This is a genomic window from Metabacillus mangrovi, assembly GCF_009711125.1.
Taxonomy (GTDB): Bacteria; Bacillota; Bacilli; order Bacillales; family Bacillaceae; genus Metabacillus_B; species Metabacillus_B mangrovi.
Map to the genome: position 1 here is coordinate 313789 of NZ_WMIB01000001.1, position 26352 is coordinate 340140.

General features: G+C 47.3%; 29 protein-coding genes, 1 other RNA gene and 1 riboswitch. Of the genes, 7 read left to right on the plus strand and 23 right to left on the minus strand.

The window, feature by feature from the left end; genetic code table 11:
- Positions 1-96: 96 nt before the first annotated feature.
- From GKZ89_RS01715 to GKZ89_RS01725, 3 genes are all read right to left on the minus strand, one after another.
- Positions 97-645 (minus strand): isoprenylcysteine carboxyl methyltransferase family protein, encoded by a 549-nt coding sequence (locus GKZ89_RS01715; protein WP_155110640.1) that lies wholly within the window; start codon positions 643-645, stop codon positions 97-99.
- Entirely contained in the window at positions 642-1742 is a 1101-nt protein-coding gene (locus tag GKZ89_RS01720) for a 3-oxoacyl-[acyl-carrier-protein] synthase III C-terminal domain-containing protein (RefSeq protein ID WP_162356352.1), read from the minus strand. Before GKZ89_RS01720 ends, GKZ89_RS01715 begins: the two co-directional genes overlap by 4 nt.
- A 62-nt stretch (positions 1743-1804) precedes the next feature.
- Positions 1805-2329, minus strand: coding sequence for a GNAT family N-acetyltransferase (locus tag GKZ89_RS01725; RefSeq protein ID WP_155110642.1), 525 nt, complete (start codon positions 2327-2329; stop codon positions 1805-1807).
- Between the two features lie 133 nt (positions 2330-2462).
- On the opposite strand from GKZ89_RS01725, the gene GKZ89_RS01730 reads away from it, so the two are divergent.
- The gene (locus GKZ89_RS01730) at positions 2463-2876 is read left to right on the plus strand and encodes a chemotaxis protein CheX (protein ID WP_162356354.1); all 414 of its coding nucleotides are present in this window, start codon (positions 2463-2465) and stop codon (positions 2874-2876) included.
- A 66-nt stretch (positions 2877-2942) separates the two neighbouring features.
- On the opposite strand, the gene GKZ89_RS01735 is transcribed toward GKZ89_RS01730, so the two are convergent.
- From GKZ89_RS01735 to GKZ89_RS01795, 13 genes are all read right to left on the minus strand, one after another.
- Entirely contained in the window at positions 2943-4259 is a 1317-nt protein-coding gene (locus tag GKZ89_RS01735; RefSeq protein WP_155110644.1) for a nucleobase:cation symporter-2 family protein, read from the minus strand.
- Positions 4256-4840 (minus strand): xanthine phosphoribosyltransferase, encoded by a 585-nt coding sequence (locus GKZ89_RS01740; RefSeq protein WP_155110645.1) that lies wholly within the window; start codon positions 4838-4840, stop codon positions 4256-4258. The genes GKZ89_RS01735 and GKZ89_RS01740 overlap by 4 nt, the downstream gene beginning before the upstream one ends.
- A 103-nt stretch (positions 4841-4943) precedes the next feature.
- Positions 4944-5045, minus strand: a riboswitch (purine riboswitch).
- A gap of 455 nt (positions 5046-5500) precedes the next feature.
- On the minus strand, positions 5501-7006 hold the full coding sequence (locus tag GKZ89_RS01745; protein WP_155110646.1) for a carboxypeptidase M32: 1506 nt from the start codon (positions 7004-7006) through the stop codon (positions 5501-5503).
- A gap of 151 nt (positions 7007-7157) precedes the next feature.
- Positions 7158-9080, minus strand: coding sequence for an ATP-dependent DNA helicase (locus GKZ89_RS01750; RefSeq protein ID WP_155110647.1), 1923 nt, complete (start codon positions 9078-9080; stop codon positions 7158-7160).
- A gap of 116 nt (positions 9081-9196) precedes the next feature.
- On the minus strand, positions 9197-9391 hold the full coding sequence (locus GKZ89_RS01755; RefSeq protein WP_155110648.1) for a hypothetical protein: 195 nt from the start codon (positions 9389-9391) through the stop codon (positions 9197-9199).
- Positions 9392-9448: 57 nt separating this feature from the next.
- Positions 9449-10591, minus strand: a complete 1143-nt coding sequence (locus GKZ89_RS01760) for a THUMP domain-containing class I SAM-dependent RNA methyltransferase (protein WP_155111083.1) — start codon at positions 10589-10591, stop codon at positions 9449-9451.
- Between the two features lie 134 nt (positions 10592-10725).
- An RNA gene (gene rnpB / locus GKZ89_RS01765) (RNase P RNA component class B) lies at positions 10726-11117 on the minus strand.
- 91 nt (positions 11118-11208) lie between these two features.
- Positions 11209-11505, minus strand: coding sequence for a cell division regulator GpsB (gene gpsB / locus GKZ89_RS01770; protein ID WP_155110649.1), 297 nt, complete (start codon positions 11503-11505; stop codon positions 11209-11211).
- A gap of 92 nt (positions 11506-11597) precedes the next feature.
- Positions 11598-12140: an SLOG family protein gene (locus GKZ89_RS01775; protein ID WP_155110650.1), complete on the minus strand. Its 543-nt coding sequence runs from the start codon at positions 12138-12140 to the stop codon at positions 11598-11600.
- A gap of 51 nt (positions 12141-12191) precedes the next feature.
- On the minus strand, positions 12192-12416 hold the full coding sequence (locus GKZ89_RS01780; RefSeq protein ID WP_155110651.1) for a CotD family spore coat protein: 225 nt from the start codon (positions 12414-12416) through the stop codon (positions 12192-12194).
- A gap of 320 nt (positions 12417-12736) precedes the next feature.
- A complete protein-coding gene (locus GKZ89_RS01785) occupies positions 12737-14002 on the minus strand; it encodes a DUF6340 family protein (protein ID WP_155110652.1) in 1266 nt (421 codons plus the stop codon).
- Positions 13956-16271, minus strand: a complete 2316-nt coding sequence (locus GKZ89_RS01790; RefSeq protein ID WP_155110653.1) for a DEAD/DEAH box helicase — start codon at positions 16269-16271, stop codon at positions 13956-13958. The genes GKZ89_RS01785 and GKZ89_RS01790 overlap by 47 nt, the downstream gene beginning before the upstream one ends.
- Positions 16272-16439: 168 nt before the next feature.
- The gene (locus tag GKZ89_RS01795; RefSeq protein ID WP_155110654.1) at positions 16440-16940 is read right to left on the minus strand and encodes a PTS sugar transporter subunit IIA; all 501 of its coding nucleotides are present in this window, start codon (positions 16938-16940) and stop codon (positions 16440-16442) included.
- Positions 16941-17122: 182 nt separating this feature from the next.
- On the opposite strand from GKZ89_RS01795, the gene GKZ89_RS01800 reads away from it, so the two are divergent.
- The 3 genes from GKZ89_RS01800 (at position 17123) to GKZ89_RS21365 (ending at position 17893) form a co-directional block, all read left to right on the plus strand.
- Positions 17123-17557, plus strand: a complete 435-nt coding sequence (locus GKZ89_RS01800; RefSeq protein WP_162356357.1) for an Hsp20/alpha crystallin family protein — start codon at positions 17123-17125, stop codon at positions 17555-17557.
- A gap of 70 nt (positions 17558-17627) precedes the next feature.
- The gene (locus GKZ89_RS01805; protein ID WP_155110656.1) at positions 17628-17765 is read left to right on the plus strand and encodes a hypothetical protein; all 138 of its coding nucleotides are present in this window, start codon (positions 17628-17630) and stop codon (positions 17763-17765) included.
- The gene (locus GKZ89_RS21365; protein WP_277753188.1) at positions 17762-17893 is read left to right on the plus strand and encodes a hypothetical protein; all 132 of its coding nucleotides are present in this window, start codon (positions 17762-17764) and stop codon (positions 17891-17893) included. Before GKZ89_RS01805 ends, GKZ89_RS21365 begins: the two co-directional genes overlap by 4 nt.
- A gap of 6 nt (positions 17894-17899) precedes the next feature.
- Here GKZ89_RS21365 and GKZ89_RS01810 read toward each other — a convergent pair whose 3' ends face one another.
- Complete coding sequence (locus tag GKZ89_RS01810) at positions 17900-18367, minus strand: YppG family protein (RefSeq protein WP_155110657.1); 468 nt, start codon at positions 18365-18367, stop codon at positions 17900-17902.
- 91 nt (positions 18368-18458) lie between these two features.
- Between GKZ89_RS01810 and GKZ89_RS01815 the strand changes: the two genes are divergently transcribed.
- Entirely contained in the window at positions 18459-18665 is a 207-nt protein-coding gene (locus GKZ89_RS01815; protein ID WP_155110658.1) for a hypothetical protein, read from the plus strand.
- A 73-nt stretch (positions 18666-18738) separates the two neighbouring features.
- Here the strand turns inward: GKZ89_RS01815 and GKZ89_RS01820 are convergent, their stop codons facing one another.
- The 3 genes from GKZ89_RS01820 to GKZ89_RS01830 form a co-directional block, all read right to left on the minus strand.
- On the minus strand, positions 18739-19107 hold the full coding sequence (locus GKZ89_RS01820) for a DUF1798 family protein (RefSeq protein ID WP_155110659.1): 369 nt from the start codon (positions 19105-19107) through the stop codon (positions 18739-18741).
- Positions 19108-19135: 28 nt separating this feature from the next.
- Positions 19136-19390, minus strand: coding sequence for a DUF5446 family protein (locus tag GKZ89_RS01825; RefSeq protein WP_155110660.1), 255 nt, complete (start codon positions 19388-19390; stop codon positions 19136-19138).
- A 281-nt stretch (positions 19391-19671) separates the two neighbouring features.
- Positions 19672-20643: a DUF2515 family protein gene (locus GKZ89_RS01830; RefSeq protein WP_162356359.1), complete on the minus strand. Its 972-nt coding sequence runs from the start codon at positions 20641-20643 to the stop codon at positions 19672-19674.
- A gap of 114 nt (positions 20644-20757) precedes the next feature.
- Here GKZ89_RS01830 and recU point away from each other — a divergent pair, with 114 nt between their 5' ends.
- Complete coding sequence (gene recU, locus GKZ89_RS01835; protein WP_155110662.1) at positions 20758-21357, plus strand: Holliday junction resolvase RecU; 600 nt, start codon at positions 20758-20760, stop codon at positions 21355-21357.
- A gap of 236 nt (positions 21358-21593) precedes the next feature.
- Positions 21594-24200, plus strand: a complete 2607-nt coding sequence (locus GKZ89_RS01840) for a transglycosylase domain-containing protein (protein ID WP_155110663.1) — start codon at positions 21594-21596, stop codon at positions 24198-24200.
- A gap of 270 nt (positions 24201-24470) precedes the next feature.
- Here the strand turns inward: GKZ89_RS01840 and GKZ89_RS01845 are convergent, their stop codons facing one another.
- Genes GKZ89_RS01845 through GKZ89_RS01855 form a run of 3 tightly spaced genes read right to left on the minus strand, consistent with a single transcriptional unit; the run spans position 24471 to position 26349 of the window.
- Complete coding sequence (locus GKZ89_RS01845; protein ID WP_155110664.1) at positions 24471-24986, minus strand: YpoC family protein; 516 nt, start codon at positions 24984-24986, stop codon at positions 24471-24473.
- Positions 24976-25641 (minus strand): endonuclease III, encoded by a 666-nt coding sequence (nth, locus tag GKZ89_RS01850; protein ID WP_155110665.1) that lies wholly within the window; start codon positions 25639-25641, stop codon positions 24976-24978. Before nth ends, GKZ89_RS01845 begins: the two co-directional genes overlap by 11 nt.
- A gap of 15 nt (positions 25642-25656) precedes the next feature.
- A complete protein-coding gene (locus GKZ89_RS01855) occupies positions 25657-26349 on the minus strand; it encodes a DnaD domain-containing protein (protein ID WP_155110666.1) in 693 nt (230 codons plus the stop codon).
- Positions 26350-26352: the final 3 nt, after the last annotated feature.

Consider the following 26352-nt stretch of genomic DNA (forward strand, 5'->3'; position numbering starts at 1 on the left):
CCCTTTAGCGTTCTTTTGCTTCTATTCTACTAAAAAGTAAGCACATAGGCATAATCTTTTGTAAAAAGAACAAAAAACTGCACGAATGCAGTTCTGTTAAGGTTTGAGCTGATTTTTCCGAAGTCTGAATGCATTCAGATAATCTGAATGCTCTTTTAGTGCTTTTTCCTCTGCTCTGATCCTGACGGTGAGCATGGCAGCATTAAGGACAGTAAACACAATGGCCGTAATATACGCCTGGAACAGCAGGGGAATTAATAGGATTTCCGCTGCAACCACTGCATAGTTCGGATGCCTGAAATAGCGGTAAGGACCTATTACGGTAACATCATGTTCCGGCAAAAGGATAATTTTTGTGTTCCATGAGGAGCCAAGTGAGCGGATCGCCCAATAGCGGACGTACTGGGTCAGGAAAATAAGCGGAACCAGTATCATCCAATAGGGTGACAGCCCCTCAGAAACGAACAGGGCTTCCGCTGCCAGGGCCAGCAGAAAAGCGGTATGCATGGATACCATGTAAGGATAATGGCTCTTCCCGTACTCGATTCCTCCTTTTCCCTTAGATACTTTTTCATTTTTGCGTGCTAATCCAAGCTCCGATATTCTTTGAAGGATGAGAATGGTGATGAGCAGAATCGGGATCATATCGTTTCCTCCCAGTCCAAAAGCAGAAGTTCCGCACTGAACCCAGGCCCGAGCGCTCCTGATAACGATTTGGCCGGCCTGCTGCTGAAGCGTTCACTCATTGCCCTCCCTATAACATAGAGCACTGTAACAGAAGACATGTTCCCATAGCTTTTCAAGATCTCCCTGCTGTGAGCAATGGCTTCATGCTCTAAATCGAGCGTTTCAATGTAAGCATCCAACACCTTTTTTCCCCCTGGATGGGCCAGAAACATTCCGATTTCCTCACAGTCTATGTTTTGCTCCTGCAGAAACTCTCTCACATTGGGACCGAGCCACTCTTTGATGATTGAAGGAATATCCCGCGAGAAGATGACATGAAGACCGTCATCCTCTATATCCCACCCCATTACGTCCTCTGAGTTTTTCATAAGCACCGAGCGGGATGCCGTAATTACAGGAACGTAAGGCAGTGCTGATTTTTTCAGGGCGGAAGATTTTTCCCCAGCTATCACCATACAAGCCGCACCATCAGCAAACAGTGAAGTCCCGATCAGATTGCTTTTTGTTAAATCCCCTTTTTGAAAGGTAAGGCTGCACAGTTCCACGGCCAGCACCAGGACATTCGCTTCCGGATAGGCTTTGCAGTAATCCATTGCCCTTGAGAGACCAGCAGCACCGCCTGCACAACCAAGCCCCCAGATCGGAATTCGTTTTGTTGTTTCTTTAAAAGGAAGACGATTCATTATTTTAGCATCTATGCTCGGGGTTGAAAGCCCTGTGGTGGATACAAAGAACAGCGCATCGATCGCTTGGAAATCAAATGGTTCGGATAAGTACGCAGGATTTGTCATCGCTGCTTGTACCGCTTCTGCCCCGAAGGCAGCCGCATGCTCTATATACCGTCTGTTTTTTTCCCCAAACGAGTGGTCATCTTTATACCAGTCAAGAGGTTCAGCAAAATTTCTCTTCTCGATCTCCCCGTTCCTGAATGCCCGGAGAAGCCTCGGGAGATCTTTGAAGCTCCCTTTAAATAATGTCTCTGCAAACTCTGTTCCGGCTTCCTGACTGACTTGATAAGGAAGTTCAGAAGCCCCGAAGGATAATATGTAACCCACTGCTCTCACATCCTCAAAGTCAATTTTAAAGCCACTGCCGGCCATCCTTCCCAACACCAGGATTATTTGAAAAAATAGGCCATATGAATTTCGTCATCATACTTCCCGTTCAGATAAACCTGATCCTTCTGGACGCCTTCAATTACGAATCCATAATTCTCGTAAAGCTTAACTGCTTTCTCGTTGCTCTTGAAGACGGTCAGGCAAATCTTCAGAAGGTGATGGGACTTGCCCCACTCCAGGGTATAAGCCATCACTTCTTTTCCGATTCCTTGCCCCTGTGCTGTTTCTGCGAGCCATGTGCGGAATATGCCTATATGCTGTTTCATCTTTAATTCGCCTCTAAGGACCCTTGCGATTCCGGATACCTCACCTTCCAAATCAACAACGGCATACATATGTCCTTTAGCCTGCAGTTCTTTTATGAGATCCTGTTCTTCCTGGATGGTTCTTACCTTCTCTTTTTGTATGTAGATGCCGGACTTCACAATAGATGCAGCAGCCCGAATGATCCCCTCTGCATCTTCCATTTTCACGGGTCGGATGACGGCTGTTCTTCCATCTTTTGTTTTGAACTGCTGCTCCATGATCTTCACTCCTTAGCTCTTCTTATCATGTACCGGATGTAAACAATTTATGATTCACGATTCGACAAAAACCGTTCCTTTTTGATTGTTCTATGGTATGATAATCATGAATATAAGCCGGAGGAACTATATAATGACAAGATCTTTTTATGATTTAATTGTTTCTAGTACATTTGAATCAATCGAAACGATGATCCCAGGCATCAGTTCCTCTCAAAAGGAACATCCCCTCTCTGTACTGACCGCTGTCGAAATCGGTGTAATTGGTGAAGTGGAAGGCAGACTTCTTATTGAAGGAAATGAGGAAGTGTTTAAGGAGATGGGCGTGGCCCTTTATGGAATGAACCTTGAAGGAGAAATGCTTTCTTCTTTTATAGGTGAATTTGCCAACATGGTAGCCGGGCAAGTCGCCACCTCTTTGTCCTCAAAAGGAATGGCCATGGATATCACCCCTCCGAGAGTAACAGGCCTGCAGTCAAAAGCCAAAATATTCGCCGAGCAGCCCGTCGGCATGCTGAAGGTTTCCTTTCTGGAACCAACAGCGTAGGAAGTGCAACAATTAAACCGCACGATAAAAGCCGGCATGAATGCCGGCTTTCCTCTAGTTTAACCATCATGCTTCTGCTTTGAGAGCGCGGTAATCCTGCTGAGCGCTCTCTTTCTTCGCTCTTCCTTTCGTATTCAGCAGCAGGTTCAGCAGGATCGCTGCAGTACTTCCGGCTACGATCCCATTGCTCGTCAGAATTTTGAATGCTTCCGGCATGCTGGCAAACAGATCAGGAACAGCGGTCACGCCTGTTCCGATTCCAATCGAGCAGGCGATGATCAGCAGGTTTTCCTGAGAAGAGAAATCCACTCTTGAGAGCATTTTTACGCCATAAGCAATGACCATACCAAACATCGCAGTCATCGCCCCTCCGAGCACCGGCGAGGGAATGACCGTCGTGAATGCTGCAATTTTCGGAACAAGGCCGAGCAGGGCAAGCATAACACCGGCAACGGCAATGACTTTTCTTTTCTTTACGCCTGAGAGCTGGATAAGACCGACATTCTGGGAATAAGCTGTGTAAGGAAAAGCATTTAAGATGCCTCCCAGCAAATAAGCGATCCCTTCAGCACGGTATCCTTTCGCAAGATCTTTCTCATTTATTTTCCTGCCGCATAAATCTGCCACTGCAAGATAAACGCCTGTTGATTCAATCATGCTTACGATGGCTACCAAAATCATTGTGAGAATAGGCGCCCACTCAAAGGCTGGAACCCCAAAATAAAAGGGCTTTACACCTGAAACCCACGATGCTTCTTCTACCGCCTTAAAATCTGCCATTCCCATAAACGCACACACCGCTGTACCCGCTGCAATCCCGATCAGAATGGAAATGGAACGGAAAAATCCTTTCGTGAAGCGGAAAAGCAGGATGATCAGCAGAAGTACTCCAAATGCGATCGAAACATTCTCGATCGAGCCGTAATCCCTGCTTCCTTCGCCTCCAGCTATATTTCCCATCGCCACTGGAATCAGCGTAATTCCGATTATCGTTACGACAGAGCCGGTTACGACCGGTGGGAAAAACGCTGCAATCCTTCCAAAAATGCCGGCAGCTAAAAGCACGAATAATCCGGAAGCGATCACCGCTCCATAAACTGAGGCGATGCCATATTCGCTTCCAATAGCGATCATCGGTCCGACCGCTGTAAAGGTGCAGCCGAGCACAATCGGAAGGCCAATCCCAAAAAAGCGGTTTGAAAGAACCTGCAAAAGCGTGGCGATGCCGCACATGAATATGTCGATTGAGACTAAATAAGTAAGCTGAGAGCTGCTTAGGCCGAGCGAGCTGCCGACGATGAGCGGAACAATCATTGCGCCGGCGTACATGGCCAATACATGCTGCAGTGCCAGTGAAGCGGTTTTACCAGCTGTCAGCTTCATACTTCCGCCTCCTCTGCAAAAAGGACTGCTCCTCCTGAAAGTGAATCGATCCGGGTAAGAGACTCCACCCTGATCCCCTTCCGCCGAAGTTCTCCGCCGCCATCCTGAAATGACTTTTCAATCACGATTCCAATCCCCGCAAGATGGGAACCTGCCTGTTCCAGCAGGTGAACAAGACCTTTCGCTGCCTGCCCGTTCGCAAGGAAATCATCAATGATCAATACACAATCCTTATTCGTAAAGCGGCTTCCTGAAACCGCGATTGTATTTTCTTCCTGTTTTGTAAACGAGTATACTCCAGCCGTCAGCAAATTTTCACTCAGCGTCAGCGATTTCCTCTTCCGCGCGAATACAACCGGCACACCGAGATACAGACCGGCCATCACTGAAGGTGCAATACCCGAGGACTCGAGCGTTAAGATCTTCGTTACCCCTGCCTCCCTGAACCTCTCAGCAAACTCTTTTCCGATTTCCTGCATCAGAAACGGATCAATCTGATGGTTAAGGAAGGAATCGACTTTTAATACATGATCGTTTAAAACCTTGCCTTCATTCACGATTTTTTCTTTTAAAAGATTCATAGTGAAACTCTCCTCTCATAGATGGAGGCGGCCCGGGCAAAAAAAGGCACCGCCTACTATGAAGTAAGCGATGCCTATAGAAGCCCGGTGTTTCCCGGGCTTTACCGTGCGTCTGCTTACTCATAGTCAGATTGTTTACGGCAATCCGGTAGAAACTTGCAGGCCATATCCCTGCGATTATATGAGTGCATTGAATGTACTTGTGATTATAGCACGAAATTTGTCGGTCCGGAAGAGTTACGAACAAAAAAAAGAAGAATATCAGGTATCGTTCGGATTTTAGAATGTTGAGACGGGTGGAGGATTGCTGGGAAGTTTTTTTGCTCTGACCCCACTTTCGCTAATGCACGAAAGCTCCGCCCCCCCTAGCCGGTAGCTCAGGCTGCACACGGGACTGGAGCTCCGTTCCCTGTTCCCCCGCTGCTTTAAAGCATGTGGGGTCAGTGCTGAGCTCTGACCCCACTTTCGCTAAAGTGCGAAACCTCCGTCCCCCCTCCCCGGAACCGCAGGCTGCAAACGGGATTGGAGCTCCCTTCCCTGTTCCCCCGCTGCTTTAAAGCATGTAGGGTCAGTGCACAGTGCGCTGCGCACACCCAATTACACCCTTGAACTGCCCGCAAAAAAAAGAAAACCGTCTATACAAAAGACGGTTTTCAATCCTTAACTCAGTGAATAAAGCCGGCTGTATTTTTCAGTAAGGTAGGTGATCAGATGGTCCGCGTTCAGTTCTTCACCTGTTACCTCCTGAAGAAGCTGAAGCGGTTTTTTTGTTTTTCCGTGCTGATGGATTTTCTCGGTCAGCCAGGAGAGGATGCTGCCGAGTTCCCCTCTTTCAATGCGGTCCTCAAGGTCGGGCAGATCTTTCAGCATGGCATTTCTGAATTGCGCTCCGTACAGAAGGCCGAGTGCGTAGGAAGGGAAATAGCCGAAGCTGCCTCCTGCCCAGTGTACGTCCTGAAGCACACCTTTTGCATCATTGGGCGGTACAACACCAAGGTATTCTTCATATTTCCTGTTCCATACTTCCGGGAGGTCTGCTACTGCCAGATTGCCGTTAAACAGCTCCTTCTCGATTTCATAACGGATCATAATATGAAGCGAGTAAGTCAGCTCATCTGCTTCAATCCGGATCAGGGACGGCTTCGATTCATTTATCGCAAAATAAAAGTCTTCAAGAGAGACCGATTGCAGCTGCTCCGGGGAAAAACTTCTGAACGTTTCATAGTACCGCTTCCAAAATCCGAAGCTTCGGCCGATAAAGTTTTCATAAAAAAGCGACTGTGACTCGTGAATGCCGTATGAGGTGCCGCTGCATAAAGGGGTGCCTTCCAGCTCCTCTGAAATATTCTGTTCATAAAGCGCATGTCCGCATTCATGGATTGTTCCGAAAACAGCAGTTCTGAAATCCTGCTCATCGTATTTCGTCGTCACCCTCACATCGCTCCTGTTGATCGAAATCTGGAACGGATGGATCGTTTCATCCAGGCGTCCGGCTGAGAAATCATAGCCAAGCTCTTTCAGAAAAAATTCACTTGCTTTCTTCTGTTCCTCTGCCGGGAAGGTCCCGTAAATAAAATCTGCATTTGGCTGTTTAGAGGCAGCTGAAATATTTTGGACGAGAGGAACAATTTTTTCCCGCAATTGAGCGAATACGCGGTCGAGTACATCGACGGTCATCCCCGGCTCATAGAAACCGAGCAGCGTATTGTAAGGTGTGCCTTCATAGCCCCAATAGCCCAGAAACTTTTTATTCGTTTCCACAAGCTGTTCCAGATAAGGCGCGAACAGCGGAAAATCATTCGTTTCTTTAGCTGTTTCCCATACAGATTCCGCTTTTGTCTGAAGCATGACGTATTCTGCATACTCCGCCTCGGGGATTTTTTTGTATTTGCTGTATTCTTTAATGGATTCTTCAACTGCAGCTCTTGTTTTCGGGGAAAGATCCGGCGTTGCGCTCAGTTCATCAAGCAGTCTCTTCATTTCATCTGATGTTTTCAGCCTGAATTCTTCCGCTGACAGGATCCCGATCGTTTTTGAGCGCTGGTCAACCCCTTTTTTAGGCGCTCCGGTGCGTAAATCCCAAAACAGGACATTCAAAGCTTCCTGATAACTTTGGATTTTTTGAAGCAGTTCATAAAACTGCTTTTCTGTCTCGATCTTTATCATTATGTATCCCCCTCTGTATTTGCAGAAATATTCCAACTATAATCGTATCCAAGGGGGCTATTACTGTCAACGGCTTATACAGCCTGCAGCAAAAAAAAAGCCTGTCTTCCCAACAGGCTGGCAGCCCCGGTAAGACAGGTCTTCATCAAGATTATTCAGATGGTACGATCGGGAGAATCCCTGTGATGGCTCTCAGCGTGTCTTCCGGCTGGCCGGCATCAATAAAGATCGTGGCTGTGCCATCGTCTGATCCTGTCCGGATGAGACGGCCCAGACCCTGGCGGAGCCTTAGGATCATATATGGCAGATCGACTTGTTTGTAAGGATCATCTGTATATTTTCGCTTCGCATTAAAAACTGGGTCCTGGGGAGGGTATGGCAGAGACCAGATGATCAGGTTGGAGAGAGACTCTCCAGGCACATCCAGACCCTCCCATAAGTTTACGCTGCAAAGAACAGACGGTATTTCCCGCTGGAATTTTGATACCGTCTCACTGATTTCATTTTCCCCTTCATAATAAACGGGGAATGGAAACTCTTCACGGTCAGCAGCTGCTTTGAATCGGTTCATTTCCTGGCGGGAAGGAAAAAGTATCAGTGTTTTCCCGCCATTGTGTTTGATGGATTCGATGATCCGCTCTGCTTTCTCGTCATCTTCCTTGCCATTCGAGATAAAGAGCTTCATCTGTTCTTCGTAATCAAAAGGCGATTCCACAGAGAACGATAAGTAATCCCCGATTCCCAGACTGCTTGCCATGTACTCGAAGGACTTGTCGCTTGAAAGGGTGGCGGATGAAAAGATCACCGGCTTTTCGCTGCTGAACACTTTCTCCTTCAGGACCTCCTCAACGGTTCTCGGCATGATGACGAGACACAGATCTCCGTCGCGGCTCTCAGTCCAGGATACAGCGTGGTTTCCTTTATTGAATAGACCGATTGAGTATTCCATTTGTTCAAGGATTTCTTCCGCTATTTTTAGTTCGAACGGGTCTATGGTGTATAACTCTCCTTCGAAGACGAGTGCCTCTCCGATTTTTTCGAGAGCAGATTGAAGCTTGCTTGCATTCTGCATTAAAGCTTCCCCACTCTGGATGTCGTTTCTTAATGAATCCGGCACTTTAACAGAGGACGCTTCAAGCAGGCTGAAAAATTGGTCGTTCACCATGAGAGCCTCTTCTACGAGGTTCGCGAATTCCTCCCTGATCTCGTTTTGGAGGAGGCGTTCCAGGCTCGCTTCGAGACTGCTTTTCCTTACCCGGTAAGTTAAGGCTTTCTGAGCAGCGAATTCAAGAAGATGACCTTCATCAAATACAACGCTGCTATGCTCAGGCAAAAGCGGAAGATGGCCTTCGCGCTTACGCGATTCCGCAGTCCAAATATGTTCCATATAAAAATCATGGGAGCAGATAATGAGATCCGAAGCTTTACGGTAATAGTCTCTTGAAAGAGTGAGGCCGCAGCGCTGTCTGAATTCACATGACTGGCAGTCCTGAAAAGGATCCCAGGAAATCCTTGTCCATTCTTCGTCTGAAACCTCCGGGTACTGTTTCCGGTCTCCGTATGGTGTATATCTCTGCAGTCCGGCAGGATTGTGGACGAAATCCGGCAGTCCTTCGTGAATGTCATCAAATTTTTCGTTATCTTCTCTCTGAACTGCATGCTCAAGCTTCCTCACACACAAATATTGATCCTGTGATTTGCTCAGTCTGGCATCCACGGCCAAGTCAAGGTGCTCAGCAATTTTCCGGATATCGCCTTCCTCTTTGACCAGCTGTTCGATCAGGGTTTCATCGGCACAGGCGATAATCGCCGGCTTCCCGGTATAACGTGCATAAGCAATCGTAAAGAGCAGGTACACAAGTGTTTTTCCTGTCCCTACGCCGGCTTCTGCAAAAATGGTTTTCTTTTCCTTAAAGGCTCTTTCCAGCTGGAAAGCCATAAAAATTTGTTCATCTCTTAAATCAAAACCTTTTTCAGGAAGAATATCGTAAAAAACATCACCAATCCAGTTGGATAAACCTTCATAGAATGTTTCATCTTTAGAGATAGGGAAAGGCAAACGAGCAGTTGTCATGTATTTAACACCGTTCCTCTTTTTAAATTCAGAAATTTAATTTTATCACGGACTCTATCATCCGGCAAGAATCCTGCACATAAAAAGAGGAACCGAGTGGTTCCTCCTATGCAGGTTCAGTATCGGTCGTAAAGTGATTGAATCAGCAGCTTTTTTTCCAGAGCCGAGGCATGGGAGATGGCCTGCAGAAGATCCTCTCTCGCCGTTCCGATGGATAGAAGACCGATGCTCTCTTCAGGCTGGCCTGCGAGCTGCTCATAAGACCGGTTCAGCGCCTTTGATATTAATTGAAATTGATCATTGCCCAGCATGGATGGCTTCTCTCCTTTTTTCACAGATAGAAGCAGTGTATGCCGGACAATGGTTTTTTATACCTTTCTTGGCGGCCTCGGACCCCAATACTGATAATAATCCGTTCGGATGAACCCGTTGAAAAGCTTACGTTTTTTGGTTGCTTTTTTCCCGTAAAACTTCTCGAAATCCGGATGGGAAGTAAGCATATAAACAGACCAGGTGTCCAGTTTTTCAAATGCCCGGCCCATTTCTTTATACATTTCCTCTACTTCCGGTTTATCGCCGAGCCGCTCCCCATATGGCGGGTTCCCTGCGATCACACCATATTCCAGGGAAGAGGTAAAATCCCTTACCTGCATTTGTTTAAACGAGATAAAATCCGACAGTCCCGCTTCTTCAGCATTTTCTTTTGCAATCTCCACCATCCGGTGGTCGATGTCGCTTCCCTGGATCTCAAGCTTCTGATCATAACGGGCCAGGTCCTCGACTTCCATCCGGGCTTCGTTCCAGACTTCTCTCCCGATCCAATCCCATTTTTCAGATGCAAATTCACGGTTAAAGCCGGGAGCAATGTTCTGCCCGATCAGGGCTGCTTCAATCGGAAGGGTTCCTGATCCGCAGAAAGGATCCGCGAACGGTTTATCGGCATTCCAGTTTGTCAGCATAATGAGGGCCGCAGCAAGCGTTTCTTTAATCGGTGCTTCCCCCTGCCCAATTCTGAATCCCCTGCGGTGTAGGCCTGTCCCGGATGCATCGATGGTCAGGGTGCAGACGTCTTTAAGAATGGCCACTTCAATCCTGTAAAGCGGACCGTTCTCTTCAAACCAGCCTGACTGCAAACGGTGATGCTTTCTCATGTTTTCTACAACCGCTTTTTTTACAATACTCTGGCAGTCGGGAACGGAGAACAGCTTGGACTTCACTGATTTCCCGATCACGGGAAATTCTGCATTCACCGGTATGTAATCTCCCCAGTTCAATGCTTTCGTCTGTTCGAACAGCTCGTCGAACGTTTCAGCCTTAAATTCTCCGACTTTTATTTTTATGCGGTCTGCCGTCCTCAGCCACAGGTTTGACCGGGCGATTGCTTTTGCATCGCCTTTAAAGGTTACTTTGCTGTTTTCAGTCTCGTATTCATATCCAAGATCGCCGACCTCTTTGGCCACAAGCGATTCCAGCCCCATTGCTGAAGTGGCGATTAATGTCAAATCTTTCATCATTGCAGCTCTCCATTCTATGTAGATGCCGGGCAGATGTTAGCTGTACCCGTACATATTGTAACGAAAAAGCTCTCCTTCAACAAGGAGAGCCAGGTTTAATTCATATTCACGGTAACTTTTACCTAACGACGTTCGATAAGCCATGTTTTGTTCCTTTGTACTGCAAGCGGCTGTCACCTCGTACTCAGGCGGCAATCATCTATCTACAGAACCGGGAACGGCTCTGTCTTTCCCTTCGTTCAGTTCCTCCGGGAAAATGCCCCTACCATAATTTGGGTTTCTCGCTCGAGGGGTTTACCTCGTTCCACTCCTGCAATTTCTTGCAGGACTCCGTCACTGTGGCACTTTCAGAGTAGTGGCGCCATATCCATAAGGACTTAGGCGCGTTCCCCGCCGTTAGCCCGGAAATCCGGACCACCCTGGCTTATGAATTCGCCAGGCACGAACACTACGGGCATCTCAGCACCGTGCGAGCATGGACTTTCCTCTGCAGACCTAAAGCCTGCAGCGATTACCTGAACGTCATTATTTAGTTAGCCGCTGTTAACAGCAATATAAATCATAGCAAATTTCATTCACAAAAGCAAGTGCCGTTTTCGGCCTATTTTTATGTATCAATCGTACAGCTTGCTTCCGAATACATGCTTCTCCAGATTGGACAAGCGCTTCAAAATATCAAAGTTAGTCGTATTCGTCTGGGAAGGCTGTTTTTTATAGGCCTCTTCAAGCTGCTTTTTTAAGCGCAGATTTTCCTGCTGAAGTTCCTCTATTTCCTGATGGAGCGTTTCATAATCCTTGATAATAAAATCAAGGTATTTATCAACATCCTCCTGTTTGTAGCCTCTTACAGATGTTTTGAATTCTTTTTCCAGTATTTCCTTGGCCGTCAGCTTTACTTTGTCAGAAAGCATTTCTTTCACCCCGATCAAAAATGGTTACTTTATATTTTTTCAGAAATCCTTCCAATTGTCAATTTCCCCATTATAAAAGGTTTTTAAACCGTTCACTCCTGAAGCTCTTCCACTATATTCTGCAAATCATAAAAAGAGAAGAGCCTAATGGAGTATTCGTTTTCCTGTGTCATTTTACGGGCAGCTTCCAGCATAAATTTCGGCGAACCCGGCTTCTCTTCATCGTAGATCATAATCATCCCATCGGTTTTCCGGATGATAAACTGATTTTTCATTGAAAATTGCTTTGGACTTTCATAGGGACGCTTGCTGATGCTTTCTGCAAAATCCGCCTCCATCATGATCATCTCATACTGCTCTTTCGCAGCATCTTTCCATTTTTCCTCCTGATGGAAAAACGGTGTCAGGACCGCAAGCTTCAGATCAGGATATTCTTCCTTCAGCTCAAGAACCGTTTCAGCCGCCCACATCTCTACTCCCTGCTGACCGCTGACGATGACCCATTCGAGTCCTTCATCAATAAGCACTTTAAGTTCTCTTTCAAGCAGTTTTTTTATGTAGTGCACACCGGGATGGTTTTTCGAAAAGATCCCCAGTTCATGCGGCTTATAGCCGGTTACAGCTACCGTTTTCATCTCATTCACCTGCCCATAATTAAAGGAGCTGCTCTAACAGCTCCTCTCTTTTCAGTAAGGTCTCGGACCGCCGCAATTGAAGTGCTGGTGGGAAACCTCATTAACTGCGGATTGCGTTTGCGGATGGTAGTGAAGATGCTGGTACATCTGATGATTGACATTAGTGGTGTGCTGAGGGTGAATATGAGGTACTACAGTTGTTGAGCAAGTGTTTGTCATACAGCATTGGGTAGGATGCACAATTGGAGGCATCATATATGGTCTTCTTCCAAACATTTTGTTCACTCCTTTAGTTATATATCTTGCTTTCCATACAAGTTATGCTAAAAGGAGTGTACCTGTACTATTGCAAACACCTATTTTTCTGTACAAATTAAAGATAGGCGTAAAACGTTTCTTTGAATGCTGTAAAAACATAGACCGTGGCAATAATTACGATAAAGAAGAGATACAGGACACCTTTGTACATTTAAGCATTCTCCTAATAAATAATTGGCTTACAATCATCTATTTTACATGCTTCATCACAATTCTACAATTCCTGTTTACAAAGGTTTGAAATTGTCACAATTTCGTTAAAAATTTGGCGGATTTTCTCATTTCCTGCGCTTGCCCGGGGAATAATTCACCGATAATTTCCCGGTCAGCCTGTTTTTCCGTTTATTTCCCTCAGTCAGGACAGACTCCATCGATCCATGTCCCCCCATCTGCTTACATTCCTTTGCAGCCTGCAGAAGATAGCCGGTATATTCGAGAGCTTTGTCCAGGTCTTTTACAGTATGCTCATAATACATCGCTAGCTGTACGTATGCATCAAGGCGGAGTTTCCCCCTGTCCTTTGCTGCAATCTCTTCCCAGAGCGGGACGGCTTCATCCCATTCCTTTTTCTTCTTAAACGCTGCAGCCAGTTTATGCTTTGCATCCAGCAGTCTGCCTGTGCCTTCTTTGGCGATCCTTTCGTATTCCTGAAAAGCCGTTCCGTGCTCTCCAGCCAACTCATACCATCTGGCCACTTCATATTCTTCCTTATCATCACCCTCTGACTGCATCCCGACTCCTAGGAGTTTTCTGGACAAATGGGTGTAAAGAGTGATCAGGGTAAGAACGTCCAGTTCGTTATGCTTCAGTATTCCCTCCAGCACGGATTCATCTCCGGTCTGGACGTAGTGCTGATAAATAATCGGTGCGAGGTAGCCCGGAACATCATCTTCTCTGTTGATGCCCAGAATTTCCGATTCCACATTCGCAAGCTTCATGGCAAACCCTTTGTGCTTCCACAACCTGCGTGATGCATGGTAGAGATCGAAATGTCCGAATGAGGGGAGCTCCGGCAAAAACTCGCGTATGAGTGTATGCCTCGTCTTTACCTGCGGCCAGTCAAAAGATTTGCCATTGTACGTGACCAGGGTTGTAATATCCACATACTTCAAAAAATCTTTGTAAAAAGCGACTTCGTGGCCGGGCTTCGGAAGAAGGTGCTGGCGGACAACGACTTCTTTATCTGTAAAGGAAGCATGGCCGAGCAGGAAGATCATATTCCCCGCCCCTCCTCCGAGACCGGTTGTTTCTGTATCAAAAAAGAAAAGGTCGCCTGGATTGTGTCCTTTTGCAGTCAGGGGGTGCTGCAGGCCGGAGGAGTTCCACCTGCTGATGACTTCCATGCATTCCCCCAGGTTATAGATGCCATGCTGATAATCGAGCGGATAGGATGTTTCCCGAAGCAGACAGTATTCATCCCCATGCTGTATGGCTTTTAAAGCGGTCTTCCCTGCTGCAGTTTTTCGTTCTTCCATCACAGGCTGTGACTTTTCTTCTTTAATGATGTGGTCTTTCAGACGGTTCAGTTTGTTTTTTAAAGACATGATCTTCCCTCAAATCGTTTAATAAACTTAATGTGTCCTCTTTTTGGGTATCGGTGCTGCCGTCTGTGCCGATGCAGGAAGGACACCCGTACTCGCAAGGGCAGGCATCGATGAGCTGGAAGCTCTCTTCGATCAGCTCATGGAACTGGGTGTAAAGGGACTTCGAGAGCCCGACGCCCCCCGGGTATCTGTCGTATAAAAAGATTGTAGGCAGCTCATTGTGCGATGCCTTTACCTGGGAAATAACGTGAAGATCCGATGGATCACACATTACCTTCAGCGGTGCAATGTGGCGGAAAACGTTCGAAGCCCCCATCAGGGCCTCTTCAATCCGCTCCTCGCCCCATTCCCGGTCTTCCAAATGAAGACTGAGCCAGGAAGCGTTCGTATGAAGGATTTCCTCAGGCAGGGAGATCGGACCGGATCCGATATTTTCATGCGTGTCGAATTTGATCTTTTTAAAGATTGTCGCCATGGCCTGAACAGCTGCATCGCCGAATCCCGCTTCATAATGGCCTGCATCCTGGGACAGATCCGTTTCAAGAACCTTCAAATGCACAGCTAAATTCGCATCTGTATAGTAATCGGTTTTTACCTCTCTGACAAACGCCTTTTTCTCTTCCCAGTCAAGATACTCCACTTGAAACTGAATGCCCTGATGAAGGTAGATCGCTTCGTCATGAAGCAGCGTCATCGCGCTGAAACGGTCCATTTCACCGATGACTTTGACAGCTGATATGTCGGACTGGTCAATAATGACGACATTTTCCTGGGAGGCCGACCGGAGAGAGATGTTATGTGCAGGAAACGATGCATTCATCCAGTGGAATTGGCCCCTGCTCCGGACCAGAACATGTTCTTCTGCGAGATACTCCAGTATTTCGGTGATGTCCGTTTCTCCGAATGTATCCGTTTCACGGAACGGCAGCTCAAACGCAGCACATTTAATGTGATCGACAAGAACAATCAGGTTGTCCGGGTCAATGACAGCCGTCTCCGGATTCTGGCTGAAGAAGTAATCCGGGTGCTGGATGATATACTGATCAAGCGGGTTCGAGCTTGCCACCATGACAATAAATGCTTCCCCGTGTCTTCTGCCTGCCCTTCCTGCCTGCTGCCATGCACTGGCAATGGTTCCAGGGTATCCGGTCATGATGCAGGTTTGCAGCTGCCCGATATCGACTCCAAGCTCGAGTGCATTCGTACTGACTACCCCGATAATCTCACCGGATCGCAAGCCTTTCTCGATCTCCCGCCTCTGTTTGGGCAGATAACCCCCTCTGTATCCTCTGATCGTCTTGGGGCCAAGTTTCCGTTTAATCAGCTCCTGAAGGTAGGTCAGGATGATTTCAACTCTTACTCTGCTTCTCGCAAATACAATCGTCTGAATACCGTTGCTCAAAAAATGGCCGGCCAGATCCCGAACCTCGAGTGTCGCACTCTTGCGGATGTTCATCGCCTTGTTCACAATAGGAGGATTGTAAAAGACAAAATGTTTTTTCCCTGAAGGAGCGCCATTGTTATCTACTAGCTGCATAGCGGTGCCGGTCAGCTTTTCTCCAAGCTCCTGCGGGTTTGCGATGGTTGCGGAAGTGCAAATGAACACCGGGCTGCTTCCATAGTAGCGGCAGATCCTTAAAAGCCTGCGGATGACATTTGCTACGTGGCTCCCGAAAATTCCTCTGTAAGTATGAAGCTCATCGATTACGATATATTTCAGATTTTCAAACAGGGAGATCCATTTCGTATGATGCGGGAGGATCGCCGAGTGAAGCATATCCGGATTCGTCAGGACGATATGCCCCGCTTTCCTGACTGCCTGCCGGATCGCCGGGGATGTATCCCCATCATACGTATATGAATAAATCGGTTCGTCCATCAGCTGGATCAAATCATTCAGTTCGCTTTTCTGATCCTGGGCGAGCGCTTTTGTCGGAAAAAGATAAAGCGCTCTGCTGTCACGCTGCGTTAAGATTTGCTGCAGAACGGGCAGGTTATAGCAGAGCGTTTTTCCGGAGGCGGTCGGAGTTACTGCCGTTATGCTCCGGCCGCCGGCTGCAGCTTCATAGGCAGTGCGCTGATGGGTGTACAGCTCATAAATCCCCCTGCTTCCAAGAGCACTCAACAGTTTTGGATGAAGATCCTCCGGCATTTCAGCTGTTTTCGCTTTTACCGGATCAATGGTTCTCCAGTGTACGATTTTATCCTTGTAGTCCTCATCGTTTTTCAGCCATTCCACAAGCTGGTCCATCGATTTTTTCCGAAACATTCCGCTCACCTCTTTCCTGCTATTGTACCGAATACACGTTCGTTTTAAAAGAATTTTTTATCATGTACATCCTGATGCCGGATTCCGCTGCTGAGCGGAAGGGCCGGCACAATGTGAAGCCCGCCGGATATAAAAAAGAGCACCCGATTGCAGGGGCTCCAATTTTGATTACTTTGCCTTCACTTTGAATATTTCTGTTTTTCCCTCTTCAGCCTTCATTGCGTCCATCTTTTCCACGGACTCAAGAATGTCACCGTTTGTGATCACAATCGGGGTAATGGTGCTGGAGGCTTTCTCATTGATCAGGTCAAGATCACATGTAAGCAGCAGATCTCCCGCCGTCACTTTGTCTCCTTCTTTCACATGGGCTTCAAAGCCCTCTCCATTCATGCCGACTGTCTCGAGACCAACGTGGACAAGAAGCTCCATGCCTGTCTCTGAACGGATTCCTATGGCATGCTTCGTATGGAAAAGCTGGATGATCTCTCCATTAACAGGAGCAACGATTCTGCCGTCAGCTGGAATGATGGCCGCTCCGTCCCCCATCATTTTTTGGGAAAAGACCGGATCAGGCACTTCTTCAAGCGCGACAAGCTCTCCACTCATTGGCGCAAATACAGACTCTTCTTTAGGAGCCTCTTCTTTTTTACCGAATAATTTTTTGAACATCTGTAACTCCTCCTACCGGAATATTCATTATCAACATACCCCGGAAACATGGTATTAAACTCATCTGCTGCATGTATGTACAGGATTATTAAAGCATAATGAGAGAACTTTTTTCAATTAATAACCTTTTTGTTCTTACAGCATAGTGTGTATAGCAGCCCAGAAGAAAAGGATGGATGACCATGAAGAAGAAAAATGAAAACGGCACCCCGGATTTAGGCGGCTTTAACCGGGAGCTTTCAGACGTTGTGGATGCGTTTTTCCAATCTTCACCGATCAAGCATTTTTTAAAGCAATTCGAAGAACTTTTTTTACAGAATGCAGAATTCCCCTATATGGAGATCCATACGCGCGAACTGGAAGAGGAAGTTTTGGTAGAAGCGAGCATTCCGGCCGCTTCAATGGAAGATCTGGATATCGACATAACCGGCCGTACGTTAACGATCGAGTTGGATCATAAAGTATTTTCCGGGGCAGACAGCGGGAGACAATCTATCCAAAGCACCACTTACAGCCGTTTTTCAAGGTCTGTACTCCTCCCGGCTGACGTGAATGATCAGATGATGCTTACTGCACTGCATGATGGAAAGCTGATCATACGGATACCAAAAAAATGACACGGGGTCCCGTGTCTTTTTTTGTATGGCCTCTTTGAATAAGCGGATACTATAGCTGGAGGTGGATTCAATGAAAGCATACAATAAACAGCTGCCCGATTTTAAGCAGCTGAATGACAGGGTGATTGCAGAACCATCCTCCTCCCCTTCAATCGGCGCAGCTCTTCCCGATGAAATGACGGAGAAAAAAAAGGAGAAAAGCCGATGAAGAAGCAGTCCCTGCTAAAAGCGTTTTCCAATACAGATGCAGAAGAAGTGAAAAAGCTGAATGCTGCTTCCGGCCTCTCCTACCGTGAAGTCATGAACAAACTGGCAGAAAACAAAAAACGCCCGTGAATTCTTTTATTTAAGGAATCCGGTCACCCCTTTAAAAAGTGAGCTCATCTGGTTCACTGCACTCATCATCTGCCCGGCTGTATCCATCATTTTGTTGTAGTCATACTGGCCGTTCGGCTTTTTGAACTGTGACAGCATCGTTTGCATCCCGTTTGACTGCTGCGGCTGGAAAGGGCCGTTTTTCGGATAGGGGTACGGATATGGCGGCTGCTGCTGGTATCCAGGCTGGGGCTGAAAAGCAGTATTGGGGGTAAATTGAGCCAGGTTCTGCATGTAAGGAATAGTCGGTGTTACAGGCTGATACTGATACAGGGTCTGCTGCTGATAAGGCACTGTGTTCTGATAGGCTTCATAAGGGTAGGCATGCTGCTGGAATGCTGCATCCTGGCGTCCCCAGGATGCCTGCCTGTCTGCTTGTCTTTGTTTAAATCTTGGTGTTCTCGCTGTTTCATTGGCACCGTATGGATAAAACATGTTGGAAAACCTCCTGATCGTTTATCGGAACGCCGGGTTTATAATACCGGACTGATTGGGCTGATAACCAGTTTATTCAGGAGGAGGATTTTTGTACCTGTACAATCATATTTTAAAGGAGCGGGTCGATATGGGAAGAGGAGCACATTACAACCACAAGAAAAAAGGCCATGAGTCTGAAACGCCTGCTTACGGAAAACCGGCTGAAGCGAAAATGAACGAGCATGCCGAATATTCCATCGGAACCGTGGCAAGCGAAGGCGACCGCCCCGTTGTTATTGAATCAGTAAAAGATTAAATAAAAAAAGCTGTCCGGAATGCCAGTTTTCACTGGTGTTCCGGCAGCCTTTTTTTATTGGCCGGGGAAGTGTTCAGCTTTTCTCCTCCAGCCACTCAATGACGGATTGTACCGTATAGTCAACAGACTCTTTCGTATTTCTGAATCTAAGCGCCTTCGCTTTGGCATCAAAAGACTGAAGCAGCTGCTGCTCAAGGTTGTCAACAGCGGATTCAAGCTGCGATGCATGAATATACTTCGGCCGGCCCTCTTTAAACATTTCTGTTAGACGTTCTTTCCACTCATGCGCCAATGCGGAGCCTTGTTCAAAAACCGGTTTAATATCCCGGTAAAAATCATACGTCACTTCTTCTTCCCTGCTTTTCTCAAAACGAAGGGCTGCTTCCTGGTTCAGCTCGAGCAGTTTATGGGATAATTGCAATTCCTTTACCAATGAATTCACCTCTAGGGCTCATTGTATCAGAACCTCGTCAGGAGTAAAATGATGCATTTAAAGCGAGGGGGCTTTCAGCCTGCCAGCTGCTTGCGCCTTGACGGACGCGGATTGACCTTTCAATCACAGCAGCGGCAGTCAGCGTTTCGTCTATGCGATCCAAAAGGTGTTCTTCCTTTTGGGCTTTTTCAAATTGAACGGTTTTCCCCAGCTTTTGTTCGAGCTCGTCCATTTCATTCTCAATTTCTTTCAAAAGGTTTTCAATTTCCTCGCGGGCAATTAATTTTTCCATTGAGGCCATCTCCTTTCATGCAGTAAGAATTCTCCTTAATCAGCCTGCTCCCTTCCTCATTGACAAAACTAGAACCGTTTCGGCAAACAAAGTGTAAATTCTCCGGATTCGACAACAAGGAATGAAAATGGCTCTGCAGCAGACACTATAGTCAGGAGGTGTTTGCAAAATGAAAAAACAAAAGCCTGATCAAAGCCAAAACGCGCCGCAGACCAAACCGGCTGCCGGCGATAAAAAATTGAACGGACCGAACCGTCCGTCTGTATAAGCTGCGGCAGGGATCACTTCCCTGCCTTTTTTTGTACCCGGGCATATTCCTTTAAAGTAGAGAACAGCTGCAGCTGATTTCGCTTCCGGCGGAACCAGTCGGTCAATTCACTCCTGCCGTCCTGTTCTTCATTGAAGTAGTAGCGGGATAAATCCTCTCCATGAAACCAATCCCGTTTATAATCGTCTATATGATGGCAGACAGCAGGATAAAGCATCCTTAAAATCGGAGTCTGCGGCACTCTCCGATCCGGAAAGAATTGCTCGTAGTCAAACCTTGCGCCTGTGTGCGGCACGGCTCGTGCAAACAAGTAAAATTCGCTGGAGCACCTGCTTTTCAGCAGCAGCCTGCCAAGCTTTTTACCCAGCTCAATCCGTGTATTCTTATTTTTAAAACCCGATACCGAATATCCGTGCAGTTCTCCTTTCAAAGTGGGGAATAGAACAGTCGAAAAATGGAACATATCCTGAAACCTGTATACGAATGATGTAAAGACTGCTCTTCTGAAAACCGGATGCCGGAGTATAGGCCGGTCAATCAGATGCTGCTCATTAATGATTAAAGAGGTCAGCAGCCTTTCCTGATCCTGTGCAGCAAAAAAGCCTTCCCATTCTTTAATCATAAACGGGGAAACACGCCAGGCACTAAGCAGCTTAAACAGAGGGATCCCCGTTTTCCTGGATTCTTCATATATAAGCAGCTGTGGATAGGCATCAGAAAAAATCAGCCAGTTCGCATCCTCATACGCCATAAAAAGCTGGTCTCTCAACTCACTTTTCAAGGCAGAGACGAAGCATGGCGAATGAAGGTCCGTCATGTTGTAGCCGGCGTTTCGGGAAACCATGCTGGCCAAAAAAGACCACATAATTTCAGGGTTTCTCCTGTAGTATTGAAGGTATGCGTTCGTCCGGGATATGTTATCGTAGTTCGCACGTTCTGTCTTCCTGCTGACAATGCGTATGATTTCGGATTCAAAGGTGTTCATCATCTGACCTTCTTTCTGCCCCATGCTGTTCTAAAGAAAAATTGCGGTTATTTTTATGACAGGGAACAATTTTCTGATATGATAGGATATAGTCTTTGCCATGGGAGGGGAAATATGACTTTTCGGTATCCTAACGGTAAACTATATACACCGGCAGATCAGACAGGAAAACCAGCAAAGAAAGAAAGCAATCCGAACTACAGCAACCGGGGGATGACCCTGGAGGAAGATTTAAATGAAACGAACCGGTTTTATTGCAGCCGCAATATCGCCATCGTCCACAAAAAGCCTACACCGGTTCAAATCGTGCAGGTGGACTACCCCCGCAGAAGCGCTGCCGTCATCAAAGAGGCCTATTTCAAGCAGTCATCAACAACCGATTACAACGGTGTCTACAAAGGGAGGTATTTGGATTTTGAAGCGAAGGAGACGAAGAACCCGTCTTCATTTCCTCTGCAGAATTTCCACGAACATCAGATTGCCCATATGACTCAGATCCTGGAACAGGATGGAATCTGCTTTGTGATCCTGTCAGCGTTCGGACATATTTATTTATTGCCGGCCGGCCGCTTGATCCACTTTTGGGAGCGGATGAAGGACGGCGGGCGCAAGTCCATCACCAAAGCAGAAATAGAGGACAGCGGAACCTTGATTCCCATTGGATTGCACCCGAGAATCGATTACATCAAAGCAGTCGAGGCACTTTATTTTTAATTAAGTGGCTTTGTTAAAGCATCGTGTTGATTTTTCACACCTGTTGATTGGAGCGAAAGGCGTGAGACTCCGAGCTGAGAGCAGCGGGACAGGTGAGACCCCGCAGTCGCGCAGCGGCGAGGAGGCTCACCGCCCGCCCCTGGATGAGCGAACGCCTGCAGCGGAAATCAACAACCAAGTTTAACAGAGCTAATTAAGTAGTGCATTATGGTTTAAGAACGAAAGGTAGAGATCAAATGTCAGAAAAATATCAAAGTCGTGAAGAGCGAAGAAGATCTTCTAAACCAGCCAGAAAAAAAAGCGGCCGTAAAAATGGCCCGCTGTGGAAAAAAATCGCCGTAGGCATTCTTGCGGCATGCGTGATTCTCATGATCGCCGGAGGAGTCGCATTTGGTGTGATGGTGGCAAAATCCCCTTCTCTTGACCAGGAAAAACTGAAATCCATCTACACATCCAAAGTTTATGATAAAGACGGAAACGAAATATTTGAGATCGGCGGAGAAGAAAAAAGAACGTACGTCCCTTATAAGGATATACCTGAGAACGTTGAGAACGCCTTTCTTGCTACGGAGGATGCCCGTTTCTACGAGCACAGCGGCGTCGACTTCATCAGACTTGGCGGAGCCGTTATCGCCAACCTGAAAGAAGGCTTCGGGACACAGGGCGGCAGCACCATCAGCCAGCAGGTCATTAAAAACTACCTGCTGACGAACGAAAAGTCGGTTGAACGGAAAGTCCAGGAAGTATGGCTCGCCTTCCAGCTTGAGCGTAAATTCAGCAAGCAGGAAATTATGGAGCTGTATCTGAACAAGCTGTACTACACCGGCAACACATACGGAATTGGAAAAGCAGCCGAAAATTTCTATGGAAAAGAAGTAAAAGATCTCACCCTTGATGAAGCAGCGATGCTTGCCGGAATGGTCAAGGCTCCGAACAACTATAACCCGAGGGTGGAGCCGGAGCGGGCAAAAAATCGCCGCGATACCGTCCTTACTCTCATGGTTGAGCACGGCTTCATTACTTCAGAGGAAGCAGATCAGGCAAAACAAGTGGATGTCACCGCTGCCCTTGTAAAACCGAAGGAAGATAGCAATCCATATAAAGCATTTGTTGAAAAAATCACAAGCGAAATTAAAAGCAAGACAGATGTAGAAGTCAGTTCAGCCGGCCTGAAAATCTATACGAGCATTGATCCTGATGCTCAAAAGTATGTAAACTCCATCATGGCGGGTGAAGTGATCAACCTTCCGGATAGTGAGGAGTTCCAGACCGGTTTGACTTTGACGAATACCCAGACTGGTGAGATCAGGGCGCTCGGCGGACGTGGCCCGCAGGCTGATTTCAATTACGCCATCCAGCCAAAACGTTCTCCGGGTTCGACGATTAAGCCCGTGCTTGATTACGGACCGGCGGTCGAATACTTAAAATGGTCAACCCATCATCAGATTGTTGATGAAAAGCATGAATATTCAAACGGCAAGTCTTTCAGAAACTTCGGTGACAGGTATTATGGAAAGGTTTCAATCCGTGAAGCCCTGAAGAAGTCAATGAATACGCCTGCTGTTAAAACGCTTAATGAAGTAGGCCTGGACAAAGCAAAGGAATTTGCTCTCGGTCTCGGGATGCCGAGCGAAGAATTTTATGAATCATCCGCGATCGGCGGCTATGACCATGTCTCCAGCATGCACATGGCCGGTGCATACAGCGCATTCGGCAACGGAGGATTCTACATAGAACCGCACGTTGTAAAATCCGTTGAATACCAGGATGGTACAAAGATGGATCTTGCACCGGAACCGAAGGCGGCTATGAAGGATTCCACAGCATTTATGGTTACCGACATGCTAAGAGATGTGCTTGAACCGGGCGGAACCGGTGCAGCAGCCAATGTACCCGGACTGGATATCGCCGGTAAATCAGGTACATCCAATAATTCAAAAGATTCCTGGTTCGTTGGCTATACCCCTTCTGCCACGCTTTCCGTATGGACTGGAAAAGATCAGGGGCTGAGTGATACAGAGGACGATATGGCAAGGAAAATTTTCAAATCTGTGCTCTCAAAAACGTCTTCTGATGATTCCAGATTTAAAAAGCCGGCAAGCGTTTCAGAAGTTGAAGTACTGACAGGATCAGATCCGGCTGTAAAAGCGGGTCCATATACTCCGGAAAGCAAAAAGACAACCGAGTATTTCGTTAAAGGAACAGAGCCAAATGAGGAGTCAAATCAATTCCAGCAGCCAGAGGAAGAGGAAGAACCTGAGGAAGAAAAACCGGCAGCTGAAAAACCTTCCGGCTTATCGGTCAACTATGATCAGGCTTCCAATGTAATTAATGTTTCCTGGGATGGCCAGGAAGGCGTTACATTCGAAGTCGCTCTATCACAGGATGGCGGTCCTTCCCAAACGGCAACGAGCACAAAAGGAACAAGCTTCTCTGTTTCGGGCCCTCAGCCAGGATCAACGTACCAATTCCTGGTTACAGCTGTAAGTGACAGTGATGGATCCAGAAGCGAGCCTGCCGCTGCTTCGATTACAGTACCGGCAGCTCAAGAACCTCCTGCAGAAGATGGACAGAATCCGGAAGAGCCTCCTCCGGCAGACGGGGGCGGAAATGAAGGACAAGAACCTCCTGCTGGAGAAGAACCCCCTCCAACCGAACCTCCTGCTGACGGCGGAGATGGCGGCCAGGACGATGGAGGCCAAGGCGGCGGAGGCCAGGATGACGGCCAGCCTGATCAGCCTGAACAGCCCGGAACCCCTCCTCCCGGCCAGGATGGAACCGGTGGTACTGGCGGTAACGGCGGTACAGGCGAATCAGATGATGACGGTGGAGACGACGATTAATAGACGATTTAAAGAGACCAGCCGGCGACAAGATCCGGCTGGTCTCTTTTTTACGGCTGATGGAGAACCATACAGCAGTTAGATACAGCTGCTTCCCATCTGGGTACCGGCATGCCGAAGTGAACCAGGATGGGCGGGAATGTTTGCAATTTTGCTTTGCTGGTATTCCGTATGCAGCACTGTGCTATCTACTATCCGCTATAGGAAATCTGTGTCTGACCTGCAAGATCCGTTCCATAACACACAAAAAAACCCCGCCTTCGCGGGGTTTTACTTGTATTTTGACATGGCCATTTTTTTCAAATAGAGCTTTTCAAGCTCTGTAACGAGCTGGTTCAGCTGAATAAAGGAATGAAACTGAAGCGGATTTTCTTTTATATAGCCCAGCCTTTCCCGCAAATTGAGCGGTTCGGTGCCGAGATTTGGCGGTTCTTTTTGAAGGGAGGATACCGGCTGGCCGCCGGCCCAGTGCAAGCAGGCGATAAACAGGCAGAATAAGCGGCCCGTCAGCTCAGGAGAGGCTTTTCCCCGCTCCTGTCTGAATCTGTCCTCCTGCCTCGCTGACACGTCCCTGCAGTACCCGAAAAGAAGCGGGACGGTATGCTCGTGATGCTTCCAGGGGCTGTAGGAAACGAATTTGTTTTCAGACTGCAGGACGTCAAATAGGAGAGGAAAGTCAGGAAGGATTTCTTCCGGCTTTTTATTAAGATCTGTATACCACACGTTCAGCGGCTGCAGAACCGGAAGCTGAAAGGAATCGGGCACGCTGAAAACGTCATTTGGCATACTGGATGAGCCCCTTCTTCATTCTTTTGCTTCCCTCTCTGCACAGATCAAACAGCGGGCATTCGCCGCATTTTGGAGCCTGGGCTTTACAGTGGTAACGGCCGAAGAAAATCATCCGGTGATGGGTATCCGACCATTCCTCTGCAGGGATTTTCTTCATCAGCGTCTTCTCGACCTCAAGTACAGAGTCTTTCCATCTGCAGAATCCGAGTCTTTTCGAGACCCGTTCGACGTGGGTGTCCACTGCAATCGCAGGGATCCCAAAAGCAACTGAAACAACGACATTGGCTGTTTTCCTGCCTACACCCGGAAGCTTCACCAGTTCATCGCGGTCCTTGGGCACCTCTCCGTTGTACTCTTCCAGAAGAAGCGCACACAAATTGCGGATGTTTTTTGCTTTATTCCGGTACAGTCCGATAGACCGGATGTCTTCCTGAAGCTCCTCAAGCGTCACTGCGAGATAATCCTCTGGTGTCTTGTACTTTTGAAACAGATTTTTTGTCACCCTGTTGACGAGTGCGTCCGTACATTGGGCGGAGAGTGCAACCGCAATTACCAGCTCAAAAGGATTCTCATGAACCAACTCGCAGTGTGCCTCCGGAAAGAGCTCCCCCATTTGATCCAATGCTCTTCTTATTTGGGTTTTAGTCAGCATACCAGAACCTACCTTCTAATTTTCAAGCCAGTTATAGAAAGGAACTTTGCGCTGATAAGGTTCACTTGCTGCATCAGCAGCCGGCTTGCTTTTTCCCTGCGCATAGCGGAACTGTCTTGAACTTTGTTTCGCCTGTTCAATTGTTTTTATCCCCTTGCGTTTCCATTCAAACAGGATGCGGTCTATATAGCGGAAATTAAGCTTGCCAGAAATAACGGATTCCCTTAAGGCAGCTTTAATAATTTCATGGTCGTGATGATCCTGGTCCATCCAGATTCCAAGCGTCTCACATTCAAATGGGGATAGCGGCCTGCCGAATTCCTGTTCGAATACTGTGTACAGGCTCTCATCCGTAATTTCCGGTTCGCATTCCTGCTGCTCAGGCACCGTTAAAAAGCGGAAGAGCTTATCCCAAAGCGGTTCAAGGGTATACTTTTCATACCCTACCTCCTGCTCCTCGATCTTTAGGAACCCGCGCTGAATCAATCCTCTCAGCATCATGGAGCAGTCTGGAGAAGAAGATGACATTCTGCCTGACAGTTCATCCGGTGTGGGAAACGGATTTCCCTGCTGAATAAACAGCTGAACCTGAAGCAAAAGGATCATTTCAGGCTCAAGCAGTCCAAGCTTCGGATAATTAAGGAGCAGAACTGCGGGGAGGCTGACTGACCCTTCCATTTGCATAGAGATGAATTGTTCTTTTTTCATGCA